Source organism: Streptomyces sp. MST-110588 (genome assembly GCF_022695595.1).
Taxonomy (GTDB): Bacteria; Actinomycetota; Actinomycetes; order Streptomycetales; family Streptomycetaceae; genus Streptomyces.
Genome location: NZ_CP074380.1, coordinates 6030046 through 6043116 on the forward strand (window position 1 = coordinate 6030046; position 13071 = coordinate 6043116).

Below are 13071 nucleotides of genomic sequence, written 5' to 3' on the forward strand. Positions count from 1 at the left end.
CCGCAGGCTCAGCCGCTCAGCCGGCCGGTCATGACCGCCCGCGTCACGTACGGATCTCCTGCGTGCAGCACTTCACGCTGCCGCCGCCCTTGAGAAGCTCGGTCATGGCCAGCCCGATGGGCTCGTACCCGCGCTCCCGGAGCGGCTCGAACAGCCCCACGGCGGCATCCGGCAGCAGTACGTGCCGCCCGTCGCTGACCGCGTTCAGCCCGAACGCCTCCGCGTCGGCCGCGCCGGCGATCAGCGCGTCGGGGAAGAGCCTGGCCAGCACCGCCCGGCTGCCCGCCGAGAACGCGCCGGGGTAGTACATGACCTCGGAGTCGGCCGAGTCGTCCAGGACGCACAGCGCCGTGTCCAGGTGGTAGTAGCGCGGGTCCACCAGGTCCAGGCCGATCACCGGGCGGCCGAAGAACTCCTGGGCCTCCGCGTGGGAGAGCGGACTGCTGCGGAAGCCGCGGCCGGCCAGCAGCCAGGAGGCGGTGACCGCGAAGTCTCCCTCGGCCTCGTTGACGTTCTCCGGTTCGCGGACCTCGGTGAAGCCGTGGTCGCGGTACCACCGGGTGTGTACCGCCGCCTCGCCGCGGCGCTCCTCGAAGGCGAACCGCGCGCCGAGGACCCGGCCGTCCACGACGGTGGCGCCGTTGGCCGCGAAGACCATGTCGGGGAGTTCGGGGCGGGGTGCCAGCTCCTCGACGGTGTGGCCGAGCGAGCGGTAGCGGTCGCGCAGTACTTCCCACTGCGCCAGCGCGAGGGGCAGGTCGACGGGTTTGCCCGGGTCCATCCAGGGATTGATGGAGTAGCTGACCTTGAAGTGGGCCGGCGGGCACATCAGGTAGCGACGAGGAGTGGCGCGACGCAAGGCTGTACGCAAGGAAGGCTCCTCACGGTGACGGGACTCGGGTCGTGTACGGGATGCCGTACGCGCTCAAATCGTGCACTGTGAGGAGCCGTTGCGCAGTGAACCGTTCGGGTGGTTCAGCCCATGGTTCATTCCTGGTGCCCGGCGTTCGCGGCACGTCCTTCCTGGAGCCTGCGCAGCAGCTCACGCCGCTGCGCCATCGGGTCCGTGCCGCCGCCGGCTCCCCGGCTCCCGCGGCCGGCGCCGCGCAGCGCGCCGCGGGAGAGGTTGCTGCGGGTGCCGCCGACGCCGAGCATGCTGCCCGCGCTGCCCTTGCTCATGTGCTGCTCCTTGTGTCGTGAGCGTTCCGGTTCCGGTGTGGCATCCATCCCCGGGCGAGACGTCTCGTCTCGTTCGCCGACGAGTCTCCACGAGACGTACCGTCTTGTCAAGACGATACGTCTCGCCTTATGCCTCGGTAGACTCCGCCCATGTCCAACAGAACGGCGCCCGACGCCGCCCGCCGCAGCGAACGCTCCCGCCGCGCCATCTTCGAGGCGGCCCTCTCCCTCGTCGGCGAGGTCGGCTACGACAAGCTCACGATCGAGGGCATCGCCGCCCGCGCCGGTGTGGGCAAGCAGACGATCTACCGGTGGTGGTCCTCGAAGGCCGCCGTGCTGCTCGACGCGTTCACCGCGGACGCCGACGTGAACATCGCCGCCCTCCCCGACACCGGCGACCTCGCGGCGGACCTGAAGTTCGTCCTGCGCGCGACGGTGGACGAGTTCCGTGACGCCAAGTGGCAGGCGCCCTACCGTGCGCTGGCGGTGGCGGGCGCGGGCGACCCGGAGCTCTCGGCGAACTTCGTCGCCAGGCTGCTGGAGCCGGGCATGCAGGTGTACGTCGACCGGCTGCGGGCCGCGCAGGAGGCGGGGCAGGTGGCCGCGGACGCCGATCTGCGGATCGCCGTCGAGATGCTGCTGAACCCGGTCTCCCACCGCTGGCTGATGCGGACCGGGGAGCTGTCGCACGCGTTCGTCGACACACTCGTCGACATGGTGCTCGACGGGCTCCGCCCCCGTACGTGACGGGTGGGCGGCGGAAGCGGGGCGGGTGCCTGACGAGGGCGGGGCGGGTGTGAGGCGGGTGGGTGCCCCTGGCGAATGTGCCGGATGAATCGTACGTATCGTAATGAATCCCCCGTGTTCGATGTGGTGTCACCCACCCCGGATCCGTACACCGGTCACCCCAGGGGGAGGATGGTGGCAGCATTGATCCCAGACCACCGCTCGAAGTGAGGGGATAGATGGAACGCAAGAGCAGGTTCTCCCAGTGGCTTCGCCGGCCGAAGAGCGGTTCGGGCGGCGACGATACGGACACGGGATCGGTGGCCGCGCGCGGTCGCGAGGACCTGCTGCTGGCGGTGGCCGACGCGGGGTTCCCCCTCGCCCCGGCCGCCCACCCCTCCGGCTACGGCTGTTCCTGTGAACGCATCGGCTGTCCCACGCCCGGCCGCCACCCGGTCTCCTTCGGCTGGCAGACCGTCGCCAGCACCGACCGCGAGAAGGTCGCCGCCTGGGCCCGCGCCTATCCGCAGGCCAACTTCATCACCGCCACCGGCATCGCCCACGACGTGCTGGACGTCCCCGCCGAGGCGGGCCACAGCGCGCTGGAGCGGCTGACGGAGGCGGGCGTCGAGGTCGGGCCGGTCGCGCTGAGCGGCGCCGGCCCCGTCGACGGCCGGATGCTGTTCTTCACCGCCACCCGCGGCACCCCGGACGACGAGGACGAGTGGTGGCCGTGCGAGCTGGACTGCCACCCCGAGACGATGGACGAACACCCGGGGCTGCGCTGGCACTGCCGCGGCAGCTATGTGCTGCTGCCGCCCTCGCGGCTGCCGGGGGAGCAGCCCGCGGTGACCTGGCTGCGCGGTCCGGAGTGGGCGCTGCCCGACCCGCTGTCGCTGCTGGAGGCGCTCACCGACGCCTGCGCGCAGTTCGCGGTGGAGCGGCCCGGGCACCACGAGTCCGCGGCCTGGCCGATCGGACGCTGATCACGGGCGTACGGCGGCGGGTACGGGGCTCCGTACCTCTGTGCCGCCCCGTCATCCCCTGCGCCGCCCCCGTCACGGAACCGCAGCGGCCCCCGCGCCGCAGCGCCCTCGCGCCGCAGCGCCCTCGCGCCGCAGTGCTCTCGCGCTACAGAGCCGCAACGCCCTCGCGCCACCACGCCGCAACGCCCTCGCGCTACAGCGTCTTCGCCGAGGTCTTCGCCTCCAGGCGGTGCAGGAAGGTGACCTTCTGCGCCGAGCCCGCGGTCGGCACCTTCACCGTCTGCTCGGAGATCGTCGTGAAGGTCATCTTCTGCGTCTTCTTCTTCACGGGCCCCTCCATGATCCCCTTGAGCGCCGGCGCGACGATGACCGGCGTCCCCGGGGCGAAGGTCTTCTGCTGGTGGTAGTACGTGGAGAAGAACACCAGCGCCCCGCCGTCCTTGGTGCGCAACGCGACCGGCGCGTAGTCCGCCGGCTGGTCCTCCCATTGGAGCCGTGAACCGGGCTTCCTGGCCAGCTTGGCGCGTACCGAGCGCCAGCCGTCGGTGTGCGGCCCGGAGGCGAAGGTGTCGCCCCGGCCGGTGCCCAGATAGTCCGCGTACCTCTCGCCGAGCTTGCCCGGGTCCACCTTCAGACCGGAGTTCCCGCCCGCCGGCACCACTTCGGCATAGCCGTCCCGGTCCGTCTTGAACTGCGGTATCTCGTTGTCGGCGAGGGACGCGAGGTAGACGGCCTTCCACGGGGCCTCGGCGCTCTGGCGCGCGAACACCAGGAACCAGCGGCCGTTGCCGCGGTTGCTCACCGCGTCCGCGACGAACACCCGCGGCCAGCCCGCCTGCTTGGGAACGGTGTACTGCGCGTCCGTGAGGGTCAGCGGCGTGTACCGCGGGTTGCCCTTCGGGTTCACCCGCGCGACGCCTTCACGACAGCCGCGTCCAGGGCCAGCAGCGCCCCCGACTCGAACGACTGGTTCCGCGCCGGGTCCAGCTCACGGTTGGCCTCGTTGAAGCCGTCGGTGAACCGCTTGAGCGCCTTGGCGGCCTCAGCCTTGGTCACCGCCGGGAGCATCTCCCGTTCGCCGTGCACCGTCATGCACCCGCTCAGGGTCAGCAGCACCGCGCTCACCGCGCTCAGCGCTGCGGACACCCGGAACGGCGACCTGCGTGTCATGGGGCTGGGGCTCCTTCTGAGCGACCGGGGCAGCGGCGGGGGCGGCTGCCGGGGTGGCACGATCGGGCGCCACCCTACCCGGGGCGAAAAAGATCAGAAGCGTGGGGACCAGATACAGCGCCCAGACCGTGACCTGGAGGACGGTGGGGTCCGGCTGGAAGTTGAAGACGCCCTTGAGCAGCGTGCCGTACCAACTGTCGGCCGGGACCTGGTCGCTGATGTCGAACGCCTTGGTGCCCAGCCCGGGCAGGAACTCCGCCTCCTGGAGGTCGTGGAAGCCGTACGCCAGCACGCCCGCCGCGACCACGACCAGCATCCCGCCGGTCCAGGTGAAGAACTTCGCCAGATTGATCTTCACGGCGCCGCGGTAGAACAGCCAGCCCAGCGCCACCGCCGTCAGCAGCCCCAGCAGCGCGCCGATCAGCGGCCGGACGCCGTCCTGCGCGGACTGCGCGGCGGCCCAGATGAACAGCGCCGTCTCCAGGCCCTCCCGGCCCACCGACAGGAACGCGGTGACCACCAGCGCCACCGTGCCCATGGCCAGCGCCGCGTCCAGCTTGCCGTGCAGCTCCTTCTTCAGGTGCCGGGCGGTACGCCGCATCCAGAAGACCATCCACGTCACCAGCGCCACCGCGATGACCGACAGGGAGCCGCCGAGCGCCTCCTGCGCCTTGAAGGTCAGCGTCTGCGACCCGAACTGGAGCGCCGCGCCGAAGGCCAGCGAGAGCAGCACCGCCAGGGCGATGCCCAGCCAGACCGGGCGCAGCGCGGCCCGGCGTCCGGTCTTGACGAGGTAGGCGATCAGGATGCAGACGACGAGGCTGGCTTCCAGGCCCTCGCGCAGGCCGATCAGGTAGTTGCCGAACACGTCGGTTACTTCCCTTCCTTCATGGATGCAAAGGAGTCAGGCGAACAGGCCCCGGCCCCACCAGTCGCCGGAGTCCCGGACGCCCGGCGGGACGGCGAAGACCGCTGAACCCACGTGCTGGATGTACTCGTTGAGCGCGTCGTGACGCGCCAGTTTGTGCTGGAGGGGGATGAAGCCGTGGCGTACGTCCCGCTGGTAGGCGAGGAAGAACAGGCCCGCGTCCAGACGGCCGAGGCCGTCCGTACCGTCGGTGAAGGAGTAGCCGCGGCGCAGGATGCGCAGCCCGCCGTTGGAGTCCGGGTGCGCCAGCCGTACGTGCGCGTCCGGCTTCATCGACTTCAGGTGGGGCTCGTCGTGCTCGCGCCGGCGGCCCACCGGGGCGCCTTCGCCCTTGCTGCGGCCGAAGACGTCCTCCTGCTCCTTGAGCGAGGTGCGGTCCCAGGTCTCGATGTGCATCCGGATACGGCGCGCGACGAGGTAGGAGCCGCCGGCCATCCAGCGGCCGGCGCCCTTCTCGTCGCCCGCGCCGACCCATATGTGCTGCTTGAGGGCGGCGGGGTCGGTGCCCGCGATGTTCCGGGTGCCGTCCTTGAAGCCGAACATGTTGCGCGGGGTGTGGGCGTCGGGCGTGGTGGAGGAGGTCTTGCCGAAGCCCAGTTGCGACCAGCGCACGGCGACCTTGCCGAAGCCGATACGGGCCAGGTTGCGGATCGCGTGCACGGCGACCTGCGGGTCGTCCGCACACGCCTGGACGCACAGGTCACCGCCGCTGCGCGCGGCGTCCAGGTTGTCGCCGGGGAACTGCGGCAGGTCCACCAGCGCCTGGGGCCGCCTGTCCTTGATCCCGAAGCGGTCCTTGCCCTGCTTCTCGAAGAGGGTGGGGCCCACGCCGAAGGTCAGGGTGAGGCGGGAGGGCGGCAGGCCCAGCGCCTCGCCGGTGTCGTCCGGCGGCGCCTCGGCGAGCCCGCCGACCGCGCCGTCACCGACCGCGTCCCCGGCCGTCATCCGCTCCGCGGCCCGCGTCCACTCCTTCAGGAGGGCGATCAGCTCCTGGCGGTCGTCGGTGGTGACGTCGAAGGCGGCGAAGTGCAGCCGGTCCTGTACGGCGGTGGCGATACCGGCCTGGTGCGGGCCGTGGAAGGGCACCGCCCCGCCGGTGTCGGCCGCTGCCGCCGCCGCGGGCTGGGCGTCATCGCCCGTACGCAGTGCCGCGGCGGTGCCGCCGGCGGCGACCGCGCCGAGCGCGAGCCCGGCGCCGCCCCAGCCGATCAGCGTCCGGCGGGAGGGGGCGGCGGAGCCGGTGGCGCGGGTGCGTGCGTCCTCCCCGGCGGCGTCCCCGGCCGCCTTCTCCGCGCTCTTCTTCTCCGCGCCCTGCTTCTCCGGGCCCTGCTTCTCCGCGTCCCGCTTCTCCGTGCCCTGCTTCGCCGTGTCCCGCGAGTCCTGCGGGTCCCGGGCATCCTGCGCGTTCTTCGTGCCGTCGGTCGTCATAACCGGCCCCTGACCTCCTGAGGCGTTACTTGCCGGACTTGCCGTCGACCACGGCGGCGGCCAGCTTGGACAGCGGCTCGGCCAGCGCGTTGACACCGTCCGACAGGACCTTGCGCTCGCCCTTGTCCACCGTGTCGTAAGAGACGAAGCCGTCCACGGAGCCGCTGTCGCGGTACTTGTCCAGCAGCGCGCGGATCGCCGTGAACTGCTTGTCCAGCTCCTTGACCAGGGCGGGGTCGTTCTTGGAGGCGACCGGCTTGAGCAGCTCGTACGCCTTCTGCGCGCCCTCGACGTTGCCCTGGAAGTCGATCAGGTCGGTGTGGCTGTAGCGCTCCTCCTCACCGGTGACCTTGCCGGTGTGCACCTCGTCCAGGAGCTCCTTGGCGCCGTTGGCCATGCCGGTGGGGGTGATGTCGGCCGTGCCGACGCGCTTCTGCCAGCCCTGGAGGTCGGTGATGAGCTGGTCGGCGAGCTTCTTGTCGTCCTCGGAGATCTTCTTGGTCTCCCACAGGGACTTCTCCAGCCGGTGCCAGCCGGTCCACTTCTGGCCGTCCTCCAGGCCGTCCTCACGGACATCGACCTTGGGGTCGATGTCGCCGAAGGACTCGGCGACCGGCTCGGTGCGCTCCCAGCCGACGCGGGAGAGGGCGTACGCCTTCTTCGCCGCCTCCAGGTCGCCGGACTTCACGGCGGCGGCGAACTCCTTGGCCTTGGGCAGCGTCGCGTCGGCCTGCTCCTGGACGTACTTGCGGTACGCGGCGACCGCGGCGTCCAGCTTCGGGTCGCGCGCGGCCGGCCCGGCGCCCTTGCCGGTGACGGTGACCTTCTGGCGGATGCCGTCGCCCTTCATGCCGGGCTTGCAGGCGATCTCGTACGTACCGGCCTTGATCGTGGCGGTGATCTCCTGGCTGATGCCGGGGCCGATGTTCTCCCGCTCGGTGACGATGCGGTCGCCGGGCGCGTAGACGTAGACCTCGGTGACCTTGGAGCCGGCGTTCTTCACGGCGAACTGGACGTGCCCGGCGGGGAAGCTCTTCTTGGAGACCTCGCAGGCGTCGTCGGAGGCCGTCACCCGTATCGCGCCGCCGTCCGCGCCGTCGGCCGCTTCGGCGTCGCTCTTCTGCGCACAGCCGGAGACGGCGGTCAGGGCCGCGGCCACGGTGACGGCGGCGACGGCGGAGGAGCGAAGGGCTCGCATACGGGCTCCAGGCTTATGAGGTCTTTGAGGGCACAACGGGGACATTGGAGAGTACAGGGCGGAAGGGACAGCACTAAGGCCGCCCTAACTTAACCGAGGCTTACCTGCATTCTGCCCGCACTGTCCAGTGATTCCGCTCTCATGGGCCACGGCCCGGTCACAGAACGGCGAGGCCCCGGTCACGGCAAGGCAACGGCCTGGTCAAGTAAGGCTCAGGTGCCACGTACGGGTGTGACGAGGGAGTGGCGTACGGGGAGAACGAGCGGGACACCGGTCCGCGGATGCCCGACGACCTCCACGGGCTGCCGGTAGACCCGCGTCAGCAGCTTCTCACCGAACACCTCGGCGGGCGGCCCCAGCGCCGCCGGGCGCCCGTCGTGCAGCACGGCCACCCGGTCCGCGTACGCCGCCGCCAGCCCCAGGTCGTGCAGGACGATCACCACCGCGTCCCCGGCCGCCGCCCGCTCCCGGCAGACGCGCAGCACCAGCTCCTGGTGGCGCAGGTCCAGCGCGGCCGTCGGCTCGTCGAGCAGCAGCAGCGGCACCTGCTGGGCCAGGACGCGGGCCAGCGCGACCCGGGCCCGCTCGCCGCCGGACAGCGCGGGCAACGGCCGCCGCGCGAAGCCGTCCACCTCGGTCGCCGCCATCGCCGCCGCCACGGCCCGGTCGTCCTGTGCCGCCCGCCCGGTGCCCGCCCAGGGCGCCCGGCCCATCCGTACGACCTCCTCCACCGTGAAGGGGAAGGAGAACGCGGCGGACTGCGGCAGCACGGCCCGGCGCCGCGCCAGTTCGGGCGCCCGCCAGTCGGTGACCGGCCGGCCGTCCAGCCGGACCTCGCCCGCGGCGGCGGGCAGATCGGCGGCCAGTGCGGCCAGCAGCGTGGACTTGCCCGCGCCGTTCGGCCCGACCAGCGCCAGCACCTCCCCGGTCCGCACCTCCAGCTCCACCCCGTCCAGCACCGTGCGGTCGCCCAGGCGGACTTCGAGACCGGCCGCGCTCACATACGTACGGCCACGGGGGACGGGCCCGGGGAGCGGGGCGCGGCCGTGCCCCGCGAGCAGCCTGCGGAGCACGGGCGCGCCCGGTGTCGCGCCCGGTGTGCGGCGGCTCATGACCGGGCTCCTCGCCCGCGCGTACGGCGGCCGGTGGCCGGCGCTCCCTGCGTACGGACGGTCATGCCCAGCCTCCTTGAGTACGGCGGGTCCGGCGCAGCAGCCAGAAGAAGAGCGGGCTGCCGAAGAGGGCGGTGAGGACGCCCAGCGGCAGTTCCGCGGGCTGGGCGACCGTACGGGCGGCGAGGTCGGCGGTGACCAGGACCAGCGCACCGCCCAGCGCGCTGCCCGGAATCAGGAAACGGTGGCCGGGCCCGGCGGCCATCCGCAGCAGATGGGGCACCAGCAGCCCCAGGAAGGTGATGACGCCGGCGACCGCCACGGCGGCGGCCGTCAGCAGCGCGACGATCAGGATCAGCGTCCCGCGCAGCCGCTCCACGTCCACGCCCAGGTGGCGCGCGGGCCGCTCGCCCAGCGCCAGCAGGTCCAGCTTGCGCGCGTACGAAGGGGCCAGGGCCAGACCGGCCAGGGCACAGGGCAGCGTGGCCAGCACCCTGGGCCAGGTGGCCTGGGAGAGCGACCCGAGCTGCCAGAACGTGATCTGGGAGAGCTGGGCGTTGTCGGCGACGAAGACGCACAGGCCGATCAGGGCGCCCGCGAAGGCGTTGACGGCGATCCCGGTGAGGATCAGCGTGAGGACCTCGGTACGGCCGCCGGAGCGGGAGAGCACGTAGACGATCAGGACGGTCAGCAGCCCGGCGGCGAACGCGCAGGCCGTCACCGTCCAGTTGCCCAGCGCGTCCAGGCCGAGCGCGATCGCACCGACCGCGCCCACCGCCGCGCCCGCCGAGATCCCGATGACGCCCGGCTCGGCGAGGGGGTTGCCGAAGACGCCCTGCATCAGGGCGCCGGCACAGCCGAGCGAGGAGCCGACGAGCAGAGCCAGGACGACCCGGGGCAGCCGTACGTTCCACAGCACGCTCTCCGCCACCCGGTCCAGCTCCGCGCCGCCCAGGCGCAGATGGTGCAGGAGCGAGCCGAGGACGTCACCGGCCGGGATGGTGTACGCGCCGGTCGCGGCGGACAGCAGGCAGGCGAGCGCGAGGGCGCAGGCCAGGGCGGGCAGGAGCAGCGCGGGGCGGGCGCGGCGGCGGGTGGGTGTGGCGTGAGCGGTCGGGGTGGCCGGCGTGGCCGGGTCGGTCCGAGGGCTCTGGCGGGTCTGAGAGGTCTGAGGGGCTTGAGGGGTCCGGGCGGCCCGGGGGAAGCCGGCCGGATCGCTGGACGCGGCGTCGTCCGTGGCGCGGGGGAGCGTGGACACCTCACTTCCCCCCGGCGTGGATCTGCCGGACGAGCGAGCGCAGCACCTCGTCCGTACGCGGCCCGAAGTTCAGCAGCACCCCGTCGTCGACCGACGCCACCCGCCGGTCCGCCCCGGCCGGCGTCTGCGCCACGCCGGGGATCTTCACCAGTCCGTCCACCCCGCCGACCGACGCCAGCCCCTTGGTCATGACGAGGATGACGTCCGGCGCCGCCTTCGCCAGCGCCTCGCTCGTCAGCGGGGTGAAGTCCTTCTTCAGACCGGACGCCTTGCCCGCGTCGATGCCGCCCGCCGCCTCGATGAGCGAGTCGGCGCCGGACCCCGCGCCGCCGATGAGATAGACGGAGGCGGAGCCGCGCAGGTAGAGGAAGGCGACCCGGGGCCGGGAGCCGGAGGCCTTCTCCGCCCCGCCCGCCCGGCCCGGTACGGCCTTGCGGGCCGCCGCGATCCGCCGGTCCGTACGCTCCTTGAGCGCCTCGCCCGCCTTGCGTACACCCAGTGCCGTCGCCACCGTATCGATGCGCCGCCCGACGTCCTCCAGTTCGGTTGCGGGCTTCAGGACGACGAGCGGGACGCCCGCGTCACGGATCTGTGCGATGGCCTCCGCCGGTCCGGTGGAGGTGTCCGCGAGCACCACGTCGGGCTTGAGGGAGAGCACGTTCTCCGCCGAGACGTCATGGGCGCGGGTGACCACGGGCAGCTTGGCGGCCTGCGCGAACGTGGCGGTGATGTCCCGTGCCACGACCCGGTCGCCCAGCCCGAGGGAGAAGACGGTCTCCGAGAGGGAGCCGGTCAGCGGCACGATCCGGTCCGCCTTACGGACCGTCACCTCGTGGCCGTCGGCCGACCGTACGGTCGCGGGCAGCGCGGGCCGGGGCGCGGGCCCGGGCAGCGGCTCGGCCCGGTCGGCGGGGGGCTGCCCGCCCTGCCGGGTGTCCGGCCGCGCCGAGGCGCCGGCCCCGCCGGTGCCCGTGCCGCACCCGGTGAGCGTCAGGGCGGCCAGGGCGGTCAGGGCGAGAGCCAGCAGGAGGGCCGGTATGCGGGCCGGCGTGGTGACCGGGCCGAGGAGCTGGGTGAGGGCCTTGGCGGGGGCCTTGGCGGGGGCCGGTACGGCGATCGGTGTGCCGGCGGGGCGTGAGGGGCGACGGACCGCCTCCCGGGGGGTTGGTGACACTGTCCCGCCTTTCTCTGTACGCCGGTTGACCGAGGGCCGGGAGTGCCGGCCGTGGCCCGGGGTTCCGCCCGTGGCCGGCTTAGCTTAGGTTAGCCTTACCTTACTCGCTAGCCCTGGAGGGGTGCTCGATGCTGCCGTGGAGACGCATGCCCGTACGGGCCGGCCTGGTGTGTACGGGAGGCGCACGGGCCGCCGTGGCGCGCCCCGCCCTCGTGCTGTTCACCACGGCCCTGTTCGCCATGACGCTGCTCCTCGCCCTGCTCCCGGCGGCCACCGCCCGCGCGGCAGACCGTACCGTCCACGGCGGACGGCTGGACTGGGGCGTGAAGTCCTCCTTCCTGTCCTACGTCACCGGGCCCATCGCCAAAGGGAGTTGGGCCCTGCGCGGCGGCGCCGCCACGATCGGCGACGGCCGCTTCCGCTTCCACACCGCCTCCGGGGCGTACGACCCGGACAGCGGCTCCCTGACCGCCGGATACTCCGGCGGCGTCCGCTTCACCGGGCACCGCTCGCCGGACGGCTCATACGTGCTCGACCTGACCATCAGCCGTCCCCGGGTCGTGGCCGGGAGCGGCAAGGGCACCCTCTACGCCGATGTGACCAGCAAGGACAAGGCCACCGGAAAGGTCACCGCGACCGCCGGGGTGCCGCTGGCCGCGCTGAACCTGTCCGGCGTCGACACCCGGGGCGGCGGCACCCCCATCGCCCTGGAGAACGTGCCCGCGACGCTCACCGCGCAAGGCGCACGGGCGTTCGCCGGCTACTACACGGCCGGCACGCCGCTGGACCCGGTCAGCCTCTCCGCCGACGTCATGACCGGGGCGGGGGCAGGAAGCGGACCGGCGGCGTCCGGGCAGCCGGGGAAACCCGGTGCCCCCTCCGGCGCCCACGGCACCAAGGACGGCGGCCGGCCCAAGGGCGCCATCGCGGACGCGGCCGTGGACTGGGGCGTGCGCCGTACCTTCCGCGAGTACGTCACGGGCACCATCGCCCGCGGCCGGTGGAAACTGGCCGACGGCGCCCAGGACGGCGGCGCGCTCTTCCGCTTCCCGCGCGGCAAGGGAACGTACGACTCCCGGAAAGCCGCCCTGAGCGCGGAGTTCACCGGCACCGTGCGCTTCACCGGCAAGGGCCTCGACCTCGCGCTGCGCTCGGTCGCGGTGACGGTGCGGGACGGCGAGGGCACACTGACCGCCGAGGTGACCAAGGACGGCAAGTCCGCCGGACGGCTGCCGCTGGCGGCCTTCGAGGCCGGGCGGCTCACGGCCAAGGGCGGCCTGATCACCCTCACCGAGGCCCCGGCGAAGCTGACCGGGCCGGGCGCGAAGGCGTTCGGCGGCATGTACCGGGCGGGTACGGACATGGACCCGGTCTCGCTCGCCGTCGCCCTCGACGACACGGCCCGGCTGCCGGCCCTCCCCGACCTCGGCAGTGACCCGGCGTCCGCTTCCGCCGCTTCCGCATCCGCTTCTCCTTCCTCATCGGGCTCCCCCAAAGGCTTCCGCGGCTTCGGCCGACTCCTCCGGTTCCGCCGGCTCGTCCCTCTTCCCCGTGCTTCCCCTCTCCCTGGGAGCCGGTGCGCTCCTCGTGGCCGTCGCGGTCTTCTCGGCCCTGCGAGCCCGCCGCCGTACAGCAGGCAGCGACCCGGCAGCAGTCCAGGACTGAACCTCCCTCACCTCACGCACCTCCCTTCCTCACCTGTCAAGGAGAGCCATCGACATGGCAGCCACCGTCATACGCCGTCCGCTCGCCCTCGCCGCGGCCGTCGCCACCGCGACCGCCGTCACCGCGTCCCTTATCACCGTCCTGCCGGGCGTCGCCGTCGCCGCTCCCGCCGGCAGCGGCGCCGAGGCCGGTTCCGGCGGGCCGGCCGCCGCCCCCACCACCGTCAAGCTGAAGGACGGCACACTCC

12 protein-coding genes and 1 pseudogene are annotated in these 13071 nt (G+C 72.8%); 3 read left to right on the top strand and 10 right to left on the bottom strand.

The annotated features are described in order from the left end of the window. Positions 1–43: 43 nt before the first annotated feature. Together ddaH and KGS77_RS26450 are read right to left on the bottom strand one after the other, a co-directional pair. Positions 44–871: a dimethylargininase gene (gene ddaH / locus KGS77_RS26445; RefSeq protein ID WP_347404531.1), complete on the bottom strand. Its 828-nt coding sequence runs from the start codon at positions 869–871 to the stop codon at positions 44–46. A 116-nt stretch (positions 872–987) separates the two neighbouring features. Beyond that, the gene (locus KGS77_RS26450) at positions 988–1179 is read right to left on the bottom strand and encodes a DUF6243 family protein (RefSeq protein WP_242585645.1); all 192 of its coding nucleotides are present in this window, start codon (positions 1177–1179) and stop codon (positions 988–990) included. 150 nt (positions 1180–1329) lie between these two features. On the opposite strand from KGS77_RS26450, the gene KGS77_RS26455 reads away from it, so the two are divergent. After that, on the top strand, positions 1330–1926 hold the full coding sequence (locus KGS77_RS26455) for a TetR/AcrR family transcriptional regulator (protein ID WP_242585646.1): 597 nt from the start codon (positions 1330–1332) through the stop codon (positions 1924–1926). Between the two features lie 218 nt (positions 1927–2144). Further along, entirely contained in the window at positions 2145–2891 is a 747-nt protein-coding gene (locus tag KGS77_RS26460) for a bifunctional DNA primase/polymerase (RefSeq protein ID WP_242585648.1), read from the top strand. A gap of 193 nt (positions 2892–3084) precedes the next feature. On the opposite strand, the gene KGS77_RS26465 is transcribed toward KGS77_RS26460, so the two are convergent. The 8 genes from KGS77_RS26465 to KGS77_RS26495 form a co-directional block, all read right to left on the bottom strand. Further along, positions 3085–3798 (bottom strand): hypothetical protein, encoded by a 714-nt coding sequence (locus tag KGS77_RS26465; RefSeq protein WP_347404532.1) that lies wholly within the window; start codon positions 3796–3798, stop codon positions 3085–3087. Continuing rightward, on the bottom strand, positions 3795–3947 hold the full coding sequence (locus KGS77_RS35080) for a hypothetical protein (RefSeq protein WP_347404533.1): 153 nt from the start codon (positions 3945–3947) through the stop codon (positions 3795–3797). Before KGS77_RS35080 ends, KGS77_RS26465 begins: the two co-directional genes overlap by 4 nt. Next, on the bottom strand, positions 3934–4929 hold the full coding sequence (gene efeU / locus KGS77_RS26470; RefSeq protein WP_242585650.1) for an iron uptake transporter permease EfeU: 996 nt from the start codon (positions 4927–4929) through the stop codon (positions 3934–3936). The genes KGS77_RS35080 and efeU overlap by 14 nt, the downstream gene beginning before the upstream one ends. 36 nt (positions 4930–4965) lie before the next feature. Next, on the bottom strand, positions 4966–6417 hold the full coding sequence (gene efeB, locus KGS77_RS26475) for an iron uptake transporter deferrochelatase/peroxidase subunit (protein WP_242585653.1): 1452 nt from the start codon (positions 6415–6417) through the stop codon (positions 4966–4968). Positions 6418–6442: 25 nt separating this feature from the next. After that, entirely contained in the window at positions 6443–7615 is a 1173-nt protein-coding gene (gene efeO, locus KGS77_RS26480; protein ID WP_242585655.1) for an iron uptake system protein EfeO, read from the bottom strand. Positions 7616–7827: 212 nt separating this feature from the next. Next, positions 7828–8727, bottom strand: coding sequence for a heme ABC transporter ATP-binding protein (locus KGS77_RS26485; RefSeq protein WP_242585657.1), 900 nt, complete (start codon positions 8725–8727; stop codon positions 7828–7830). 61 nt (positions 8728–8788) lie between these two features. Beyond that, positions 8789–9985, bottom strand: a complete 1197-nt coding sequence (locus KGS77_RS26490; RefSeq protein WP_242585659.1) for an iron ABC transporter permease — start codon at positions 9983–9985, stop codon at positions 8789–8791. A 1-nt stretch (position 9986) separates the two neighbouring features. Continuing rightward, positions 9987–11024 (bottom strand): ABC transporter substrate-binding protein, encoded by a 1038-nt coding sequence (locus tag KGS77_RS26495; RefSeq protein ID WP_242587699.1) that lies wholly within the window; start codon positions 11022–11024, stop codon positions 9987–9989. Positions 11025–11398: 374 nt separating this feature from the next. Here KGS77_RS26495 and KGS77_RS26500 point away from each other — a divergent pair. Next, positions 11399–12824 (top strand): annotated as a pseudogene (locus KGS77_RS26500) (HtaA domain-containing protein). The last annotated feature ends 247 nt before the right edge of the window (positions 12825–13071 follow it).